The following is an 18379-nucleotide window of genomic DNA, read 5'->3' as shown; positions in this document are numbered from 1 at the left end:
CGAAGGCGACGCCCCGCACACAGCCGGCGACCGTCGCCCGGAGCGGACCGGAAACCTGCCGGCTCCACCCACAGCCCCACCGAGCCGGACGCCGGCTCGCCATCGCTTCGCCGAGAGGACACGCCTTGTCACGAGAGACCCTCCGCCGCAGGACGTTGCTGACCGCCGGCGGCCTCACCGCCGGCGCGATCGCCGTCGCCGGTGTCGGCGCCCCGACCGCCGCGTCCGCCGGCGGCCCGGCACCGTCGACCCCGGCCGCCGCTGTCGCCCACCTGCTGGCCGGCAACCGGCGCTTCACCCGCGGCCACGCCCGGCACCCGCACCAGTCCGTCGCCTACCTGCGCCAGCTCGCCAACGGCCAGGACCCGTTCGCGATCACGCTCGGCTGCGCCGACTCGCGGGTCTCCCCGGAGATCCTGTTCGACCAGGGGCTCGGCGACCTGTTCGACAACCGGGTGGCCGGCAACATCGTCGACGACCTGCTGCTCGGCAGCATCGAGTTCGCGGTCGAGGAGTTCGCGCCGCCGCTGATCATGGTGCTCGGCCACGAGCGGTGCGGCGCCGTCACCGCCACGATCGAGGCCATCGAGCACGGCGGTCACGCACCCGGCCACATCGGCACCATCGTCGACGCGCTGCGGCCGATCGTCGAGCCGCTGGTCGGCGGCCCCGGCGACGTCGTCGACCGGGCGGTCAAGGCCAACGTGCGCGCCCAGGTCCGGGCGCTGCTCGACCGCAGCGAGATCATCCGGGAGAAGGTGCGGCACGGCCAGCTGGCCGTCGTCGGCGCCCGCTACGACCTCGACAACGGCCACGTCACTCTCGTCTGAACGGCCGGTGGCGCCGCCCGGGCGGCGCCACCATGCCGACCGGCATCCCGCCGGCAGGCTGCCGGCACTCCGCCGGCAGGACCAGGCCCGGCCGGAGCCGACCCGACCCGGCCGGGCCACGCGCGGCACCACCGGCCGCCCCGCACGGCCGGCCGCCGCCGCCCGGGTCAGGCGGCCAGCACCCAGTGGTCGTCGGCGCGTACGGCGGCCTCGGCGATCCGGGCCAGCCGGCGCCGGGTGGCGGCGTCACCCGGGTGCAGGGCGGCCCGCGCGGTGGCGGTGACGGTCAGGTCCGGCGCGGCCAGCACCCGCCGTACCGAGGCCCACAGCGTGTCGTCGCCGAGGAACGCGGCCACCGTCGTCGCCGTACCCGACGACCGCCGGTAGGCGAGGGTGACCGGGACGACCGGCGCACCGGTGTCGACCGCGGCCTGGAACATCGCCGGCCGGAACCGTCCGGCCTTCCGACCGCACCAGGTGGTCCCCTCGGGGAAGACGGCCACGACGGCGTCGCCGGCCAGCGCCGAGCGCACGGCGGCGACGGTCGCCGGCAGCGTCCGCGGCCGTTCCCGGTCGACGAAGATCGTGCCGCCGGCGTCGACCAGGGCACCGATGACCGGCCAGTCGCGTACCTCCCGCTTGGCCGTCATCCGGGCCGGCGCGACGGCCAGCACCACCAGCGCGTCCAGCCACGACACGTGGTTGGCGACCAGCAGGGCGCGGCGCTGCGGCAGCCGGCCCCGCACGACGAGGCGTACGCCGGCCGCCCGCAGCAGCGCGCGGGCCCAGCCCCGGGCGACCGCGTGTCGGCGGTGTCCCGGCAGCATGGGCAGCAGCAGTGGCAGCGGCAGGCCGGCGAGCAGCACGGCGACCAGCGCCGCGAGGCGCGCGGCCAGCCGTACCGTCCCGACCCGGGGCGCGCCGGCGGGCGGCAGGCACCCCGGACCGCAGGGCGACGACGGCCGCCAGAGCGGGTTCACCCCTGCCCGCCGAGGAAGTGCCGCAGGTAACGCGGGTGCATCCGGTCGGTCGACAGCAGCACGTAGAAGTCGGCGACGTCGAAGTCCGGGTCGTGGGCGGGCGGGCCGCACACCCACGCCCCGAGGCGCAGGTAGCCGCGCAGCAGCGGCGGGATCGCAGCCCGGTCCCCGTCCGAGGTCGCGACGCCGGCCGGCAACGGCCGGCGGGGGCGTACCCGCAGCAGGGGCGGGGACAGGTGTTTCGCGGCGACCCGGGTCCAGACCGCCGCGGCGGTCGCCCCACCGTCGGCGAGCGGCACCGAGGCGCAGCCGCCGAGCCAGCGTCGCCCGCTCAGGTGCAGGTAGCGGGCGATTCCGGCCCACATCAGGTTGATCACCGCACCGGACCGGTGGTCCGGGTGCACGCACGAGCGCCCGGTCTCCACCAGTACGTCGGCGAGCGGTGCCAGCGACGACAGGTCGAACTCGGTGTCGCCGTACCGGCGGGTGGTCCGGCCGGGCGGCAGCATCCGGTAGGTGCCGACGACGGCGCCGGTGGTGTCGTCGCGGACCAGGAGGTGGTCGCAGTGCTCGTCGAACTCATCGACGTCGAGCCCGGCGACGGGGGACCGCAGGGTGGCGCCGAGTTCGCCGGCGAAGACCTCGTGGCGTAGCCGCTGCGCGGCGGCCACCTGCGCCGAGTCGTCGGCGATCAGCAGCGTGTACCCGCCGGTCCCGGCGGTTGCCGGGCTGGTCAGGAGCAGTTCCATGCAAGATGTGTACGGCCGCTCCCCGGCGACCGTGTGTCGCCGGGGAGCTGCATGGGTGTCGATTCAGTGAACGGCGCACGCCGGACGCGCGCACCGCCCGGTGGAGCGGATCGCAGCAGGTCAGCGCCCGCGGCGACGCCGGCCGGGAGCCGATCCGGCGGTGGGTTGCGGCTTCGGGACGACCGGTACGCCCGAGGGGGTGCGGGCACCGGTTATCCGGGCGAGTTCGGCGTCGCCGGGGCGTACCCGCAAGGACTGGGCGGCGATCCCGGCGGCGGCGAGCAGCCGGGTGGTGTCCCGGTGCTGGTCGGGCAGGACCAGGGTGACGACGGTGCCGGACCGTCCCGCCCGGGCGGTCCGGCCTCCCCGGTGCAGGTAGTCCTTGGCATCGCCGGGCGGGTCGACGTTGACGACCAGGTCCAGGTCGTCGATGTGGATGCCGCGGGCTGCCAGGTCGGTGGCGATCAGGGCGTTGATCGTCCCGGTGCGGAACTGCTCGAGGGCACGGGCGCGCTGTGGCTGTGACTTGCCGCCGTGCAACGCCGCGGCGGGTACGCCGCTCGCGAGCAGTTGCCGGGCCAGCCGGTCGGCCCGGTGCTTGGTCCCGACGAACATGATCACTCGCCCCTCGCGGGCGCCGATCTGCGCGGTCGTCGAGGTCTTGTCGGCGGCCTCGATGTGCAGCAGGTGGTGGTCCATCCGGGGCACCACAGCGGCCGGCAGGTCGACGGAGTGCCGGGCCGGGGTGGTCAGGAAACGGCGGACGAGCTTGTCGACGTCGCCGTCGAGGGTGGCCGAGAAGAGCATCCGTTGCCCGGCCCGGTCGGTGCGGGCGAGCAGTTTGCTGACCTGTGGCAGGAACCCCATGTCGGCCATCTGGTCGGCCTCGTCCAGGACGCTGACCGTGATCTTGTCGAGGAGACAGTCACCGCGTTCGACGAGATCGTTCAGTCGACCCGGGGTGGCGATGACGACCTCCGCGCCCCGCCGCAGCGCCTCGGCCTGCCGGTTGAGTGACAGTCCGCCCACGACGGTGCAGGTGCGCAGCTTGACGGCCCGGGCGTACGGTTCCAGCGCGGTGGTGACCTGCGCGGCGAGTTCGCGGGTGGGCACCAGCACCAGCGCGATCGGCTGGCGTGGCTGGGACCGCTGCCCGGCCAGCCGGGTCAGCAGCGCCAGCCCGAAGGCCAGGGTCTTGCCGGAGCCGGTGCGGGCCCGGCCGAGGACGTCGTGTCCGGCGACGGCGTCGGGCAGCGCCGCGGCCTGGATCGGCGACGGCACGCCCAGCCCCTGTCCGGCCAGTGTGGCCAGCAACGCCGGGTGCAGCGGCAGGTCGCCGAACGAGGTGGCCGGTGGGGCGGTCGGGGCCGGGGAGGGCGGGGTGGCACCCGGTGTCTGCCGGTTGGCCTCCGGCGGCTGTCGATCAGCGGCGGGTGAACGCCGACGGTTATTACGGGCACGCGTAGGCGTGGTCAATACCAGAACCTTCCGTTGTTGGAACGCCACCGGAAGGCCCCGGTCTGCTCGGGGGTCACAGGAACGAACCGTCGGCGGTGGCGGGTCGGCCCGCCACCGCCGACGGTACACGGCCTGCCCGGCCGCCCCGTCGTACGCCGCGGGAGGTCAGGCCGCCAGCCAGACCGGCTGCCAGTTCGGCAGCTCGTGGTAGCGGCGCAGTTCGGCCAGGCCGGACAGGGTGCCGGCCCAACCCGCGTACGGCGGCCGCCCGGTGTCGAACCCGCTCTGCACCAGGGTCAGCCGGGTCCGGCCGGCGGAGCCCTCCAGTTCCCAGGTGTTCACCCCGGCCGGGCCCCAGTCGACGGTCAGCCGGCGGCCGGGCGTGAGGTCGACGATCTTCGCCGGGTTGGGGTTGTCGTCGAAGCCGCCCATGGCGTACCGGCCGCCGACGTGCGGCTCGATCTCGATCGGGTAGCCGAACCAGCTGCTGGCCGCCGCCGAGTCGGTCAACGACTCGAAGATCTTCTCTGCCGGCGCGTCGATCTCGACCTCGGCGCGGAGTTCGGCGGAGGTGAAGTCGACCCGCGGGGTGAGCGGCCGGCCCTCGAGGTGGTCGATCAGGTTGGCGACGGACAGCGCCCAGAAGGTGTTCAGGACGCCGCGGATGCTCTTGCCGGTGATCACGTCGGAGAAGTCGAAGTGGGTCTGCGAGAGGGTGATCAGGGTCGAGTCGGCGGACTCCGCGGTCAGGTCGATCGCGAGGGTGGTCTCCTCGCCGTCGAGCACCCAGGCCAGCCGCAGGCTGTGGTCGTCGACGTGCAGCAGCCGCTGGTGCGGTGCGTCGCCCTCGGGGGTGTGGCGGCCCCAGAACTCGTAGCGGTGCGGCAGTTCGACCTCGGCGTGCTCCGCGAACCAGGTGCGCAGCGCCCCGGCGTCGGTCAGTGCGGTGTGGACGGCGGCGAGCGGGGCGGCGACCCGGGCGCGCAGGGTCATCGGCTCAGTCACGGTCTTCTCCCTTGGGATAGCAGGCGACGGCGAGTTTGAACGCGTCGCCTTCGGCTCCGCCGTAGCGGGTGAACAGGTCCTGCAGCGCGGACTGCAGGTCGTTGAGGAACTGTTGGCGCTGTTCGGGTGGCACCCGGATCTCGCCGGACAACCCGACCGACGGCAGCTCGGGCGCCGTGCGGTCGAGGCCGGCGATGTCGGCCTGGACCTCCTCCATCAGGTCCAGCAGGTAGCCGAGGCTGAACTCGTCCTGCACGCGGCGCAGGCCGAGCCGGCCGACCAGGCGCGGGGACAGCCAGTAGGTCCGCGCGCTTGCCTGGTAGATCCCCTCGTGGATGCCCCGGACCTTGCGTTCGGCGACCTGGTCGACCAGTCCGGCGTCGACCAGGCGTTTGACGTGGTAGTAGACCCGCTGCGGGGTCTGGCCCAGCCGGGCCGCGACTTCGCCGCAGGTGCCGGGTTCGGCCAGTTCCCGCAGCACCTCGATGCGCTGCGGCTTGAGCAGGGTCTCGGCCTGCTCGATCTGCTCCAGGTACAGGACGTCTCTCATGGCAAAATCAGTTTGTATGTAAAACCAAATTTTGTCAATCGGTTCGTCGCGGCCGGACCGGGGGCGTCGCGGCCCGGAGCCGGGTACCGTCCGGACATGCGCTTCGCTGAACTCGACACCGCCCGACCCATGTCCAAGATCGGTCTCGGGACCTGGCAGTTCGGTTCCCGGGAGTGGGGCTACGGCCCCGAATACGAGCAGATCGCGCGGGTGATCGTCCGCCGGGCGCTCGACCTCGGCATCACCCTCTTCGACACCGCCGAGGTCTACGGCTTCGGGCGCAGCGAACGCATCCTCGGCGCCGCCCTGGGCGACGAGCGGCCCCGGGCCGTGGTCGCCACCAAGCTCCTCCCGGTGCTGCCGCTACCGCCGATCGTGCAGCAGCGGGCCGTCGCCTCCGCGGCCCGGCTCGGCGTGCGGACCATCGACCTCTACCAGGTGCACCAGCCGAACCCGCTGGTCAGCGACCGGACCATCATGCGGGGGATGCGGACGCTGCAGGGCGTCGGGCTCGTCGGCGAGGTCGGCGTCAGCAACTACGACCTGCGCCGCTGGCGGATCGCCGAGGCGGCGCTGGGTGGCCGGGTGCTGTCGAACCAGGTCCAGTACAGCATCGTCGCCCGCGCCGCCGAGGACGACCTGATCCCGTACGCGGAGAAGGCCGGCCGGATCGTGATCGCCTACAGCCCGCTGGCGCAGGGCTTCGTCTCCGGCCGGTACGACAGCGCCAACCCGCCGCCGGGCGCGATCCGCCGGGCCAACCCGCTGTTCCTGCCGGAGAACCTGGAGCGTGGCCGGGGGCTGCTCGACACGCTGCGGGCGGTCGCCGACGCGCACGACGCCACTCCGAGCCAGATCGCGCTGGCCTACCTGATCCGGCACCCCAACGTGGTGGCCATCCCCGGCGCGTCCTCTGTGGAACAGGTGGAGGCCAACGCCGCGGCCGCCGACATCGAACTGCGCGACGACGAGTACGCCGCCCTCGCCACCGCCGCCCGCGCGTTCCGTCCGGTGACCGGGCTCGCCGCCGTACCGGACCTGGTCCGCGCCCGGCTGCGCCGCTGACCGCCTCTGCCGGAGTCAGCCGCTGGCTGTCCCTGCCGGAGCCAGCGGCCGCTGGGCCGTTGGCCGCCGCCGGCCGGAGTCAGCGGCGGCGGGGGAGCGGGAGCCCGCGCAGCAGCGTCCGCAGGTCGGCCGCGATCAGCACCAGGAGCAGGAGCAGGGCCAGCCAGAATCCGATCCCGACACCGACGTAGTCGGACGCGTCGCGGTTGGCCGGCACCGTACCCAGGGCGTCGACCCGCGCGGTGAGCTGGCACAGCACCAGCAGTTCGCCGGCGACGAGCAGGACGGCGGCGGCGACGCAGAGCCGGCCCGGCAGGTCGGGCCGTGGCCGGCGGCCCGGTGACGGGCCGGGCTGCCCCGCCGGCCGGGCCCGGAGGCGGAGCGTGACGACGAGCGCCCCGATCACCGCCAGCGCGGCGGCGAGCAGTGGTAGCTGCGGCGGAAGCCGGTCCGGCCGCCGGTCCGCCGGTGCGGCGAGATGGCCGTCCGACACCTCCGGAGCCGTGCCGGTGACCAGGGTGCCGCCCCGGTAGGTGGTGGTCCCGCCGGCCTCGGCGCGACCGTAGCCGCCCGGCAGCCCGCACGAGACGGTGGCGAACGGCAGCCCGAAGCAGAGCACGACGGCGGCCAGCAGCACCGGGCGGGCCCACCCGTGCCGCGCGCGTACCGCCGGCGCCGGTGGTGCCGGCGGTGGCGGTGCCGGCGCTGGTGGTGCGGGAACCCGGTCCGTCGGGGATGCGGTCGGCGGCTCGCCCGTGGGCGGCGCCGGCATCCGGTCCGCGGGCCGGGGCGGTACGGCGACCAGCGCGCCCTCGACGACCGCGGTCTCCGGCCGTTCGACGGTGGTCGGGGCGACGCCGAGCCGGCTGTGCAGCACGTGGGCCGCCAGCGGGATCCGGCTGCCGCCACCGACGAGGAACACCCCGGCGAGCCGCTCCGGCGCCACCCCCGACGCCGTCACCACCCGTTCGGTGAGCGCGCCGACGCCGGCCAGGACCGGGGCGGCGACCGTCTCCAGTTCGTCGCGGGTCAGGTGGGTCGCCGCCGGCCGGCCGGGCAGCCGCAGCGGGGTGTGGCTGGTGCGCGACAGGCTCTCCTTGGCCGCCCGGACCTCCTGCCACAGCGGTACCCGGTCGCCGGCGTCGGCCGGGACCGGCCCGCCGACCAGGTGTGTGACGAGGGCGGCGTCGATGTCTGCGCCGCCGAGGTCGGCCCCGGCCCGGGCGACGACCTCGAGGTCGTCGCCGCGCCGCACCACCGCGACGTCGGTGGTGCCGCCGCCGATGTCGACGATCGCGAGCGCCGTGTCGGCCGGGTGCGGTCCCAGCCGGGCGGCGAAGTACGCCGCGGCGGCGACCGCCTCGCCGACCAGGCGCACCGGGCCGAGCCCGGCCCGGTCGGCCGCCTCGGCGAGCACCCGGCGGCGGGCCGCTCCCCACCCGTCCGGGCAGGTCAGCACGGTGTCGATCCGGCGGGTGGGCAGGCCCGCCTCGGCGCGTACCCGGGCCAGGACCGCCGCGAGCGCGTCGCGGACGTCGACCTGGTGCGCGCCGAGCAGGAGCATCCCGTCGTCGATCCGCCGTTTCGGGTGCGGCTCGAACCCCGCCGGGTCGACCCGGCCGAACCGCTCGGCGTCGCGGCCGGTCAGCAGGTCGGTGCCGGTGCGGGCGAAAACCGCCGACGGCAGCAGTTCCGACCCGTCGAAGAGCAGGGGCCGGGGCGCGGCACCGGCACCGTCGAGCACGGCGACGGTGTTCGACGAGCCGAGGTCGATCGCCAGCCGGTACGCCCCCACGGCCGCCGAGCCTACGGCAGCCCCGCCACCGCGTCCCGGTACGCCGGCCATGACCATCGGCACTTCCGGCCGGCTCGCGCCCGGCGCAGGCTGGGCCGTACGCCGGAAACGCCGGCCCGTGACGAGGAGCCCGAATGCGCCGCTACAGTCCGACGGAACTGCTGCTGGTGGCGGGAATCGCGGGCCCGGTGCTGTTCGTCGTGGTGTCCACCGTCGACGGAGCGACCCGGACCGGCTACGACCCCGCCTACCACCCGATCAGCGCCCTGAGCCTCGGCGACCGGGGCTGGCTGCAGATCACCAACTTCATCGTGTCCGGCCTGCTCGTGACGGCCTTCGCGGTAGGTCTCCGGCGCCACTGGCGGCCCGGCCCCGGCGCCCGGTGGGGGCCGGCCCTCGTGGGCACGTTCGGGATCGGCCTGGTGCTGTCCGGGGTCTTCGTGATGGACCCGATGCGCGGCTATCCGCCGGGTGCCGTGACCGGTGACCCGGCCACGTTCAGTTGGCACCACACCCTGCACGACCTCTTCGGCATGGTGGTGTTCCTCAGCCTGCCGCTCGCCTGCTTCGTCGCGGCGCGCCGGTTCGCCGCGCGGCCGGGCCGTCGGGGCCGGGCCGGATACAGCGTGCTGTCCGGGGTGGCCGGTCTGGTGCTCATGGGTTTCTTCGGCACGGCGTGGGAGACCGACGACGCGCTCACCGGCGTCGTGCAGCGGGTGATGATCGTGGTCGATTGGCTCTGGCTCGTGCTCCTGGCGTCGTGGCTGGTGGCCGACGCGCGCCGCGCGCGGGACGCGGACCCGGACGTGTTGCGGGCGGCGGACCAGGGGCGCGAGGGGTCCAAAACAGATCGAGGCTAACCCGATTGCAGTAGGTACACCTGGCGCGCGCACACGGTACGGTGACTCCGGTCCCGTCGATCGACGCCGGTGAGCTGGGCTCCGCGCGCCCGTCGATGGGCGATGGCACACCCCCAAAAAGGAGGTTTCATGGCACGTAGCCGTATTGCTGGGGCAGCCGCCACAGTAATGGTTCTGCCGTTCCTGACCGTCGTGGCCGCGACGGCGCCGGCCGCGGCGGCACCCCCCGCCGCGCCGAAGACGAACCTGCCGAGCGACACCCGCTCGTTCGTCCCCAAGGCCGAGACGGTCGACGGCAAGGCGATCGAGGTGCCGCGGGAATACCAGCCGAAGTCCAGCGCGCGCAACCGGGCGCAGACCCAGGCCGCTGGCACCCCGGCGGTCGGTACGGTCCGGCAGTGGGTCGCCCTCGACGACGTCCAGGGTGGCGCCTACCGCAAGGACTACACCCTGCGTGGCGTCGGCGACAAGATCGAGGTCTGGGTCGCCAACGACCTCGCGTTCCTGCCCGGTGACTGCCGTCTCCAGATCCCGTCGTCCACCGAGATCACCGACGCGCAGGTCGCGCGGCTGATCGACGAGTTCGACAACAACATGTACCCGAAGGAGACCGCCGCCTTCAGCACCCCGCCGGACCGGGACGGCAGCAACGCCGTTCTCGGCCCCGACGCGAACGGCAACGGCGGCGACTACACCGGTGACGGCGACAAGACCGTCGCGCTGATCGACAACGTCCGGGACGACAACTTCTACGACTTCCCGGCCGCGTCGTCCTACATCGCCGGCTTCCACTGGTCGTACTTCAACGAGCTGCTCGACCGCAACGTCATGACCATCGACGCGTACGACTGGGCGCACCGCACCGGTGACAACCCGCCGAACGAGCCGACCGACGACGTGTGCACCAGCCGGCCGGCCCGTCCGAACCTCTACGAGGGCACGTTCGCGCACGAGTGGCAGCACCTGCTCCACTACTACACGGACCCCTTCGAGGGCATCATGATCAACGAGGGGCTGTCGGACTTCGCGCAGACCCTCACCGGCTACACCGACGCCACCAAGACCGTGTTCGACCTGGGTGGTGACGGTCACCTCTACTGCTACCAGGGCTTCGGCACGGTCCAGACGCCGAACAACACCAACCCGCGTGACTGCGGCGGCCCGGAGAACTCCCTCAACCTGTGGAACGAGGGCAGCAACCCGAGCGCCGTGCTCGCCGACTACGGCAACGTCTACCAGTTCATGCTGTTCCTGTACGACCGGTACGGCACGGAGTTCATCTCGCGGCTGCACCAGGACGGCGACCTCCAGGGCCTGGCCAGCATCGAGGCGGCCCTGGCCGCCGAGGGCGAGAACGACCTCTACAAGGTCATCCACGACTACCAGACGATGACCCTGGTCGACAAGATCATCGGCGACTCGCGCTTCGGGCTGTCGCTCGGTGTGCCGAAGGGCCGGGTCACCTCGCCCAGCCTGCGCTCGACGGTCAACCTGGCCAACCCGGCGGCGAACATCACCCCGGGCGCGGCTCCGAACGGCGCGGACTTCGTGCCGCTCCAGAAGGCCAACGGTCAGGTCCTGCGCGGCCGTGACCTGCGGTCGGTGAAGTTCAACGGCTCGCCGTCGCTGCCGGCGGTCCCGCTGGCCTGGACCCTGGTCGACAACGACCCGGACCGGCCGGGCAACTCGGTGCTGTGGTCCGGCAACGGCAACAGCCTCGACGTCGGCGCGATCGCCTCGGTGGCCGTCCCGACGACCGACCCGACGCTACGCTTCCTCGCCAAGTACGGCGCGGAGGCGGGCTACGACTACGGTTACGTGGTCGTGTCCACCGACGGTGGCGCCACCTACACGGCCATCGCCGGTGACAAGACCATCGACGGCCCGCTCGGCCCGTCGCTGAACGGCACCACGAACGGGTTCGAACCGCACTCGTTCGACCTGTCCGCGTACGCCGGTCAGACGATCCTGGTCGGGTTCCGCTACGTCAGCGACGGCGGCGTCAACGAGGGCGGTCTGCTCGTCGACGACGTCACGGTCGGTGGCACGACGGTCAGCGACGGCTCCAGCCTCGCCGCGTTCGACTCGCCGAGCGAGATCCGGCCGACCGACGTCCACAACTGGAACGTGCGGCTGATCGGCATCAACGAGCAGCTCAACCTCACCTGGCAGTTCGAGTTCGACGGCAAGGACAACTTCTCCGTCGGCTGGGCCCAGCTGCTGCTGCTCAGCGCGTTCCCGAAGGTCGTCGCGATCGTCGCGTACGACGAGCCGACCGAGCAGGTCACCCAGTACGCGCCGTACCAGCTCACGGTGAACGGCGTCGTGCAGCCGGGGGGCCAGGCTTTCTGAGCCTGACCCGCTGACAAGGTTGCGGGCACCCGTCGTCGCTTGCGGCGGCGGGTGCCCGTAGTCCTTTCCGGAGGACGGACCCGCGATACCCGTCAGCGGCGCGCCCTTCGGCCCGCTAGCGACGGAGTGCGGCGAACCGCGCCGGCCCGGTGTGCCGGACCGCTGTCGTGGCCAGGCCGACCGTCACCAGGTCCTCGGCGAGCGCGGCCAGGGTCGGATGACCGCGCCGGCTCGCGTACGCCCGAAAGCGGACCCCCACCATGCTGGCGGCGACGACCCCGGCACAGGCGAGCAGGACCGGCAGTAGCGGCCGGGTGCCGTCACGCCGGGCGAGCGCGGTGGCGGCCACGGCACCGGTGGCGAGCCGCCCGGCCAGCGGGGCCGGGGCGAGTCGACTCGGCGTCCGGGGACTCTTGTCAGCGGCGAGTTCACCGGCGGCGGCGAGGGTGGCCAGGATCCGCAGCGGTCTGGCGACCGGGGGCCGGGCGCTGAGCGTGATGCCGGCCAGCCCGGTCATGCTGCGCCCGCCGGTCGCCGCGCCCAGCACCACCGCCCGCCACGCCGTCCCCGCCCCGGCCCGGTGGCCGTTGCGGCGCCGGTGGCCGTCGCGGCGGAGATGGCCGCCGGAAATGTGCCGGCCGTGGGTGCGGATCCGGCGGGCCGGTCCGGCCACCGGTCGGGTGCGTCTCACCGCCGGCTCCGCCGGTCCGTGGCGGCGAGCACGGCGCTGGTGACGGCGCCGTACGCCAGGTGCGGGATGATGTCGCTCAGCCACGAGCCGGCCGACCAGGTGCGCGGGTCACTGACCTTGAGCCCGGCCATCGGTACGTCGCTGGCGGCCATCGCGGCCAGCCCGATGACCACCGACGCGAGCAGCGGGTGCGGGCGGAACCCGACGGCGCGCAGGGCACCGAAGGCGGCACCGACCGCGACGCCGGTCCCGATGCCGGACAGGGCGCCGAGGCCGGTGAGCCGGTTCTGCCGGGTGTCGCCGTCGCCGGGGACGTCGACCTTCAGCCGTCCGGTGATGGCTTCGACCGTCCGCTGCGGGGTGCTGCTCGCGGGGCGGCCGCGTTGGGCCATGTCGAGGTAGGTGACGGCGTCGAGGGCCGTGGTGCCGGCGGCACCGGCGGCCGCGCCGGAGAGGAGTCCTGACCACATGCTCTCTGGCTTCCCCGGCGTGACCGGGGCAAACGACCACCGGGTACGGGCGGGTCGCCGGCGGGCCGAAAACCGGTGGGCCGGTCCGGGCCGGTGCGCCGAGAATGGCGCGGTGCGTATCCGGACGGTCGGCGTGGACGAGTTGGAGATCCTGCGGGACATCGAGCGGGCTGCCGGCGCCTGCTTCCGTGAGGTCGGGATGCCGGAGATCGCCGACGACGAGACATTGCCGGTGGCGGTCCTGGCGGCCTACCGGCGGGCCGGCCGGGCCCGGGTGGCGGTCGACCCGGCCGACCGGCCGGTGGCATACCTGCTCACCGATCCGCTCGACGGCAACGTCCATGTCGAGCAGGTGTCGGTGCGTCCCGACCACGCGCGGCGCGGGATCGGCCGCGCGCTGCTGGAGGACGTGGCGCGGCGGGCGGCGGCCGACGGGGTGCCGGCGCTGACCCTGACCACGTTCGCCGAGGTGCCCTGGAACGCGCCGTACTACCTGCGGTGCGGGTTCCGGGTGCTGGACGAGGAGCGGTGGACGCCGGGACTGCGGGAGATCCGGCGGCGGGAGGCCGGCCACGGGCTGGACCGGTGGCCGCGGGTGTGCATGCGCCGGGAGCTGGTGAACCACCGCTGACCGGGGCGGCCGCCGGAAATGGCCTCGCGATCTTGCACTTGCGGCCCGTTGAAGGCGGACGGGGTGGACAAGCGCAAGATCGCGAGGGGTCGGTGGGTCAGCCCGCGGCGGGGGCCGGCAGCGGCAGCCGCATCAGCCGCAGCACGTTCCCGTGGTAGATCCGGTCCCGGTCCTCCTCGGTCAGCCCCAGCGCGTCGATGACCTTGATCGTCTCCCGGATGTACATCGGGCCGCCCTCCGGGTCGAAGGGGCAGTCGGTGCCGAAGAGGACCCGTTCGGCGCCGAAGAAGTCCAGCCCGCACCGGGTGCCGATCAGCGACCCGGACAACGCCGTGTCGGCGTAGAACCGGCGGAAGTAGTCGACCGGCCGCAGCGGCATCCGCTCCCGGAGCGCGGCGTAACCCCCGGGTGTACGGCTGCCGAGCTGGTCGCTCCAGCCGAGCCCGACCCGCCCCTCCAGGAACGGGATCATCGCCCCCATGTGGTGCGTGATGATCTTCAGGTCGGGGTTCTCGACCATGATGCCGGAGAAGACCAGCCGGGCCATCGCCGCACTCGTCTCGTACGGCCAGCCCAGCGCCCACCAGATCTCGAACCGCGACGAGTCCTCGCTGGCGTAGTCGGCGGCGCCGGCGCCGCGGGTCGGGTGCATCCAGATCGGCAGGTCGCGGCGGGCCATCTCGGTGAAGATCGGCCGCAGCGGCGGATCGTCCAGCGGCCGGCCGTTGACGTTGGTGAAGACCTGTACGCCCCGGGCGCCGAGCTGATCGATGGCGAAGGCGAGTTCGTCCAGCGCGGCGTCCGGGTTGTTCATCGGCAGCGAGGCGACGAACGCGGGAAACCGGTCCGGATAGCGGTCGCACAGCTCCCGCATCGACTCGTTGGCCAGTCGGGCCAGCGCGGGGGAGTCGGCCGGCCCGGCGAGCAGTTCGATCGGCGGCGACGAGAGGGTGAGGATCTGCTGGTAGTCGGCGCCGAACTCGTCCATCATCCGCAGCCGGGCCTCGACGTCGTGCAGGGCCGGCAGTTCCAGCCAGCGGCGCAGCGCGCCGGCGTCGACGACGAGTTCGCGCATCCGCTCGAAGTAGCGGGCCGGCAGGATGTGGCTGTAGGCGTCGAGTTTCACGGGGTTCCTCCGGAGGTCTTGCGGGCCCCGGCCGGTGCCGGCCGGCGGGACGTGGTGGCAGGCCGCGACGTGGTCGGCAGCCAGCGGGTGAGCCGGCGGTCGACGGCCTGCACCAGGGCGACCGCGCCGAGCGCGACGGCGATGATGACCAGCAGGATGGCGAGCACCCCGGCGCCGTCGAAGCGGCCGCCGGCCTGGGTGACGATCCGGCCGAGGCCGATGACGGAGATGAACATCTCGCCGTTGATCATGCCGACGACGGCCCGGCCGACGCCGAGCCGGACCCCGGCCATGATCAGCGGGGCGGCGGCGGGCAGCATGATCTGCAACAGCACCTGGCGCTCGCTCGCCCCGTAGGAGCGGGCCATCTCGACCAGGTGGCCGGGAACCGTCTGGATCGCCGACGCGGTGTTGATGATCATGATGAACGCGGAGTACATCACCACGACCCCGACGATCGACCCGCGGCCGTCACCCAGCAGCGAGAAGAAGATCGGCGCGAAGACCAGCGACGGCGCGGTCAGCAGCGCGTAGACGTAGACGCCGAGCGCCGCCTCGACCTTGCGGTAGCGGCCCATCGCCACCCCGACGACCAGCCCCAGCGCCAGCGAGATCCCGAAGCCGAGGGCGAGGTTGGTCAGGCTGGCCCCGAGACTGCTGACGATCATCCCGCTGCCGACCATGTCCGCCAGCCGGGCGACCACGGCGCTCAGCGGCGGCAGGAACGGCTGGTCGACGATCCGCCCGGCGATCTCCCAGACGACCGCGCCCACGGCCAGGCTGATCACCCCGGCCGGCAGCCGCCGCGGCGACAGCAGCCCGGGCGCCCCGGTCGAGGTCAGTTGCCGCCCACCCACCATCGTGCTCACGCCGTCACCTCGCTTCGCTCGGCGCCGTCGTGTCCGGCACTGAGCCTGATGGTTCGCTCGCTGCGCTCGCTCACGCTGTCACCTCGCTTCGCTCGGCGCCGTCGTGTCCGGCACTGAGCCTGATGGTTCGCTCGCTGCGCTCGCTCACGCTGTCACCCCGGCGCGGACGTCGCGGTGCTCCTCGTGCATGTCCCGCAGCCGGTCCCACAGGTACGCGGTGATCTGCACGTACTCGGGGGAGCGGCCGACCGCGCCGATGTCGTGCGAGCGGGGGCGGGCCATCGGCACCGGCACGATCTCGGCGATCCGGCCCGGCCGGGCACTCATCAGCACTACCCGGTCGCCGAGCAGCACCGCCTCCTCCATGCTGTGCGTGATGAAGACGACGGTGAGCTGCTGGCCCTCCCAGATGCCGAGCAGTTCCTCCTGCAACAGCCGCCGGGTCTGCTCGTCGACGGCACCGAACGGCTCGTCCATCAGCAGGACCTTGGGGCGTACGGCGAGGGCCCGGGCGATGCCGACCCGCTGCTGCATGCCGCCGGACAGTTCGCCGGGCCGCTTGGTCTCGAAGCCGGACAGCCCGACAGTCTTGATCAGCGTACGGGCCCGCTCCTCGCGTTCGGCCTTGCCGACGCCGCGCATCCGCATCCCGAACGCGACGTTGTCGAGAACCGTGGCCCAGGGCATCAGCGCGAAGTTCTGGAACACCATGCTGCGGTCCGGGCCGGGGCCGCGCACCGGCTGCCCGTCGATGACGATGTCGCCGCTGTCCCAACCGATCAGCCCGGCGATCGCCTTGAGCAGGGTGGTCTTGCCGCACCCGCTCGGACCGAGCACGGTGAGGAACTCGTTCTCGTTGACGGTGAGGTTGACGTCGTCCAGGGCGTTGACCGTGCTGCCGTCCTGGCCGACGAAACTCTTGTGCAGGCCGCTGATTTCGATCATCGGGGGTCCTTCGCGGAGTTGGTCCTGGCCCACGGGGTGAGCTTGCGCTCGCACCACCGGGCGACGGAGATGAGCAGCAGCGCCTCGGCCAGGATGATCACGATCGTGCCGTAGAGCAGCGGGGCCATGAACAGCCCGCGGTATTCGAGGATCAGGCCGCCGAGGGCGACCGAGACCATGAGCAGTTCGACGATGACCATGCCGGTGACGGCGCGGCCGAGGCCGAGCCGGATTCCGGTCATGATGGCGGGCAGGGCGCCGGGGAGCAGGATCTCCCGCCAGATCTGGCGCTCGGAGGCGCCGAACGAGCGGGCCATCTCGATCAGCCCGGGGTCGACGCCGCGCACCCCGGTCCGGCTGTTGACGATCACCATCACGATCGAGAAGACGGTGACCAGGATGACCCGCGAGGTCAGCCCGAAGCCGACCGACATCACCAGCAGCGGGATGATCGCCGCCATCGGGGTGACCAGCAGGATGTTGAGGTAGACGTCGCTGAACCGCTCCAGGGTCGGGAACCGGCCGAGCACGATCCCGACCGGTACGCCGACCACGACCGCGATCCCGAAGCCGATCGCCAGCGCCTGGTTGCTGACGTACAGCGCGTGCCACAGTTCGGGGTCGCCGAGCAGTTCGAAGGTGGCGGCGACGGTCTCGCCGAAGGTGGGGATCAGCAGTCCGCCCCACTGTCGCGCGTAGACCTCCCAGACGACGGCGAACACGACGAAGGTCAGGATCTGGTACGGCCGGTCGGAGTCGGCGATCCGGCGCAGGAGCCCCCGCCGGCGTGGCGGCAGCGGGCCGGCGAGGGTGCTCACGAGGTCGCCTTGACGAACGACAGGTCGGCGGCGTCGGCGGCGGTCATGCCGTCCTTGAGCACGCCGGCCCGGACGAAGAAGTCGATGGTGCCCTGCACGTTGGTGTCGGTCAGCGCCGCCGCGTCGAAGAGCCCGCCGTCGACGTAGCGCTGCGCGATCTGGGCGACGTTCGGGTCCTTGGTGTCCGGAAGGTGTTTGGTGACCAGGTCGACCAGGTACTGCGGGTTCTCGTTGATCTTGCGGTGTTCGGCGACCAGGGCGTCGACGAAGAGCTGGGTCACCTCGCGGTGGTCGCCGATGAAGTCCGCGTTGGCGTAGACGGTCTGCGGGTGCAGGTCGGGCAGGCTGGTGGCGAAGTCGGCGATCCGGGTGAAGCCGGTCTTGCCCGATGCCTCCAGGGTCACCGCGTCGGTGATCTCCAGCGGTGTCGCGTCGATCTCGCCGGCGAGCAGCGCCTGGGCGCGTACGTCGGAACCGCCGATGGTCAGGTAGCGCGGTTCCTTGCCGGCGGCGCAGGTGCCGCGTACCCAGTCCTTCGCCATGGCGGTGGCGACCGCGCCCTCGCTGAAGATGCCGAACGGACGGCCGGCCAGGTCGTCGCAGGTGTTGACGCCGGTCGTGCCGTAGACGGCCCACTGGTTGCCGACCACGTCGGCGATGATCCGGATCGGGGCCCCCTGCTGGATGGCGATCAGGGCCGGGCTGGTCGCCTCGGCGGAGAACGCGTAGTCGCCCTTGGCCAGGCCCTCGATGGCCAGCTCCGGTTCGGCGAGTTCGACGACCTTGACCTGGTGCCCCTCCTGCCGTACGGCGTCGAGCGCGGCCAGGATCGGGACGGTGGTGATGTCGGGCTCGATCAGGGCGACCGAGAAGGTCAGCGTGCCGTCGGCGTTGGTGGTGGCGCCACCGCCACCACCGCAGGCGGCGACGGCGGCGGTCAGCAGGGCGGCGGTGACCGCGGCCAGGGTGCGGCGGGTGGCCCGGGCGGTTCGTGTCGAGAGGCTTCGGTGGCTCATGGGGGTGCCTGCTCTTCCTCTGGTCACTCAACGTGAGTGGAAAGCGTTTGCCGTTTCCGCATGCTAGTGGCCCACCTAACACCGCCGTCAAGAGTCTGACATCAGCCCGTTACCTGAGCCGGGCCGCCACCTGCGGTTTTCCGGACCGATCGGGAGGGTGGGCAAGGTC

18 protein-coding genes are annotated in these 18379 nt (G+C 72.9%); 5 read left to right on the top strand and 13 right to left on the bottom strand.

Annotated features, from left to right (window positions below; all coding sequences use genetic code 11):
* Positions 1–125: 125 nt before the first annotated feature.
* Positions 126–830, top strand: coding sequence for a carbonic anhydrase (locus AB0M79_RS00975; protein WP_364206504.1), 705 nt, complete (start codon positions 126–128; stop codon positions 828–830).
* A 167-nt stretch (positions 831–997) separates the two neighbouring features.
* Here AB0M79_RS00975 and AB0M79_RS00970 read toward each other — a convergent pair whose 3' ends face one another.
* From AB0M79_RS00970 to AB0M79_RS00950, 5 genes are all read right to left on the bottom strand, one after another.
* Positions 998–1810, bottom strand: coding sequence for a lysophospholipid acyltransferase family protein (locus AB0M79_RS00970; protein ID WP_364206502.1), 813 nt, complete (start codon positions 1808–1810; stop codon positions 998–1000).
* Positions 1807–2559, bottom strand: coding sequence for a GNAT family N-acyltransferase (locus AB0M79_RS00965; RefSeq protein ID WP_364206500.1), 753 nt, complete (start codon positions 2557–2559; stop codon positions 1807–1809). The genes AB0M79_RS00970 and AB0M79_RS00965 overlap by 4 nt, the downstream gene beginning before the upstream one ends.
* A 120-nt stretch (positions 2560–2679) precedes the next feature.
* Positions 2680–3840: a DEAD/DEAH box helicase gene (locus AB0M79_RS00960; protein ID WP_364206498.1), complete on the bottom strand. Its 1161-nt coding sequence runs from the start codon at positions 3838–3840 to the stop codon at positions 2680–2682.
* Positions 3841–4182: 342 nt separating this feature from the next.
* Positions 4183–5022, bottom strand: coding sequence for an SRPBCC family protein (locus tag AB0M79_RS00955; protein WP_364206496.1), 840 nt, complete (start codon positions 5020–5022; stop codon positions 4183–4185).
* Positions 5015–5572, bottom strand: coding sequence for a helix-turn-helix domain-containing protein (locus tag AB0M79_RS00950; protein ID WP_357537493.1), 558 nt, complete (start codon positions 5570–5572; stop codon positions 5015–5017). Before AB0M79_RS00950 ends, AB0M79_RS00955 begins: the two co-directional genes overlap by 8 nt.
* Positions 5573–5668: 96 nt before the next feature.
* Between AB0M79_RS00950 and AB0M79_RS00945 the strand changes: the two genes are divergently transcribed.
* The gene (locus AB0M79_RS00945; protein ID WP_364206494.1) at positions 5669–6637 is read left to right on the top strand and encodes an aldo/keto reductase; all 969 of its coding nucleotides are present in this window, start codon (positions 5669–5671) and stop codon (positions 6635–6637) included.
* A gap of 79 nt (positions 6638–6716) precedes the next feature.
* Here AB0M79_RS00945 and AB0M79_RS00940 read toward each other — a convergent pair whose 3' ends face one another.
* Entirely contained in the window at positions 6717–8432 is a 1716-nt protein-coding gene (locus tag AB0M79_RS00940; RefSeq protein ID WP_364206492.1) for an Hsp70 family protein, read from the bottom strand.
* Between the two features lie 134 nt (positions 8433–8566).
* Here AB0M79_RS00940 and AB0M79_RS00935 point away from each other — a divergent pair, with 134 nt between their 5' ends.
* Both AB0M79_RS00935 and AB0M79_RS00930 read left to right on the top strand, forming a co-directional pair.
* Complete coding sequence (locus AB0M79_RS00935; RefSeq protein ID WP_364206490.1) at positions 8567–9292, top strand: DUF998 domain-containing protein; 726 nt, start codon at positions 8567–8569, stop codon at positions 9290–9292.
* 129 nt (positions 9293–9421) lie between these two features.
* Entirely contained in the window at positions 9422–11644 is a 2223-nt protein-coding gene (locus AB0M79_RS00930) for a choice-of-anchor J domain-containing protein (protein WP_364206488.1), read from the top strand.
* Positions 11645–11759: 115 nt separating this feature from the next.
* Here AB0M79_RS00930 and AB0M79_RS00925 read toward each other — a convergent pair whose 3' ends face one another.
* Together AB0M79_RS00925 and AB0M79_RS00920 are read right to left on the bottom strand one after the other, a co-directional pair.
* On the bottom strand, positions 11760–12335 hold the full coding sequence (locus AB0M79_RS00925; RefSeq protein WP_364206486.1) for a hypothetical protein: 576 nt from the start codon (positions 12333–12335) through the stop codon (positions 11760–11762).
* Positions 12332–12805, bottom strand: coding sequence for a hypothetical protein (locus AB0M79_RS00920; protein WP_364206484.1), 474 nt, complete (start codon positions 12803–12805; stop codon positions 12332–12334). Before AB0M79_RS00920 ends, AB0M79_RS00925 begins: the two co-directional genes overlap by 4 nt.
* A gap of 112 nt (positions 12806–12917) precedes the next feature.
* Here AB0M79_RS00920 and AB0M79_RS00915 point away from each other — a divergent pair, with 112 nt between their 5' ends.
* Complete coding sequence (locus tag AB0M79_RS00915; RefSeq protein ID WP_364206482.1) at positions 12918–13436, top strand: GNAT family N-acetyltransferase; 519 nt, start codon at positions 12918–12920, stop codon at positions 13434–13436.
* Between the two features lie 97 nt (positions 13437–13533).
* On the opposite strand, the gene AB0M79_RS00910 is transcribed toward AB0M79_RS00915, so the two are convergent.
* The 5 genes from AB0M79_RS00910 to AB0M79_RS00890 form a co-directional block, all read right to left on the bottom strand.
* Positions 13534–14562, bottom strand: coding sequence for an amidohydrolase family protein (locus AB0M79_RS00910; RefSeq protein WP_364206480.1), 1029 nt, complete (start codon positions 14560–14562; stop codon positions 13534–13536).
* Entirely contained in the window at positions 14559–15422 is an 864-nt protein-coding gene (locus AB0M79_RS00905) for an ABC transporter permease (RefSeq protein ID WP_364207586.1), read from the bottom strand. The genes AB0M79_RS00910 and AB0M79_RS00905 overlap by 4 nt, the downstream gene beginning before the upstream one ends.
* 153 nt (positions 15423–15575) lie before the next feature.
* Positions 15576–16376 carry an ABC transporter ATP-binding protein gene (locus AB0M79_RS00900; RefSeq protein WP_357537480.1) on the bottom strand — a complete coding sequence of 267 codons (801 nt, stop codon included), beginning with the start codon at positions 16374–16376 and terminating at the stop codon, positions 15576–15578.
* Positions 16373–17194 carry an ABC transporter permease subunit gene (locus tag AB0M79_RS00895; RefSeq protein WP_364206478.1) on the bottom strand — a complete coding sequence of 274 codons (822 nt, stop codon included), beginning with the start codon at positions 17192–17194 and terminating at the stop codon, positions 16373–16375. Before AB0M79_RS00895 ends, AB0M79_RS00900 begins: the two co-directional genes overlap by 4 nt.
* Positions 17191–18210 (bottom strand): ABC transporter substrate-binding protein, encoded by a 1020-nt coding sequence (locus AB0M79_RS00890; RefSeq protein ID WP_357537477.1) that lies wholly within the window; start codon positions 18208–18210, stop codon positions 17191–17193. Before AB0M79_RS00890 ends, AB0M79_RS00895 begins: the two co-directional genes overlap by 4 nt.
* Positions 18211–18379: the final 169 nt, after the last annotated feature.

Origin of the sequence: Polymorphospora sp. NPDC051019 (assembly GCF_040683055.1) — a bacterium.
Classification (GTDB): domain Bacteria; phylum Actinomycetota; class Actinomycetes; order Mycobacteriales; family Micromonosporaceae; genus Polymorphospora; species Polymorphospora lycopeni.
This window is presented reverse-complemented; position numbering and strand designations above follow the sequence as displayed.

Bases quoted from the DNA above. Each gene is read 5' to 3' on its own strand.
- AB0M79_RS00965 (WP_364206500.1), bottom strand. From the start codon at position 2,559: ATGGAACTGCTCCTGACCAGCCCGGCAACCGCCGGGACCGGCGGGTAC.
- AB0M79_RS00950 (WP_357537493.1), bottom strand. From the start codon at position 5,572: ATGAGAGACGTCCTGTACCTGGAGCAGATCGAGCAGGCCGAGACCCTG.
- AB0M79_RS00945 (WP_364206494.1), top strand. From the start codon at position 5,669: ATGCGCTTCGCTGAACTCGACACCGCCCGACCCATGTCCAAGATCGGT.
- AB0M79_RS00935 (WP_364206490.1), top strand. From the start codon at position 8,567: ATGCGCCGCTACAGTCCGACGGAACTGCTGCTGGTGGCGGGAATCGCG.
- AB0M79_RS00930 (WP_364206488.1), top strand. From the start codon at position 9,422: ATGGCACGTAGCCGTATTGCTGGGGCAGCCGCCACAGTAATGGTTCTG.
- AB0M79_RS00920 (WP_364206484.1), bottom strand. From the start codon at position 12,805: ATGTGGTCAGGACTCCTCTCCGGCGCGGCCGCCGGTGCCGCCGGCACC.
- AB0M79_RS00905 (WP_364207586.1), bottom strand. From the start codon at position 15,422: ATGGTGGGTGGGCGGCAACTGACCTCGACCGGGGCGCCCGGGCTGCTG.
- AB0M79_RS00900 (WP_357537480.1), bottom strand. From the start codon at position 16,376: ATGATCGAAATCAGCGGCCTGCACAAGAGTTTCGTCGGCCAGGACGGC.
- AB0M79_RS00890 (WP_357537477.1), bottom strand. From the start codon at position 18,210: ATGAGCCACCGAAGCCTCTCGACACGAACCGCCCGGGCCACCCGCCGC.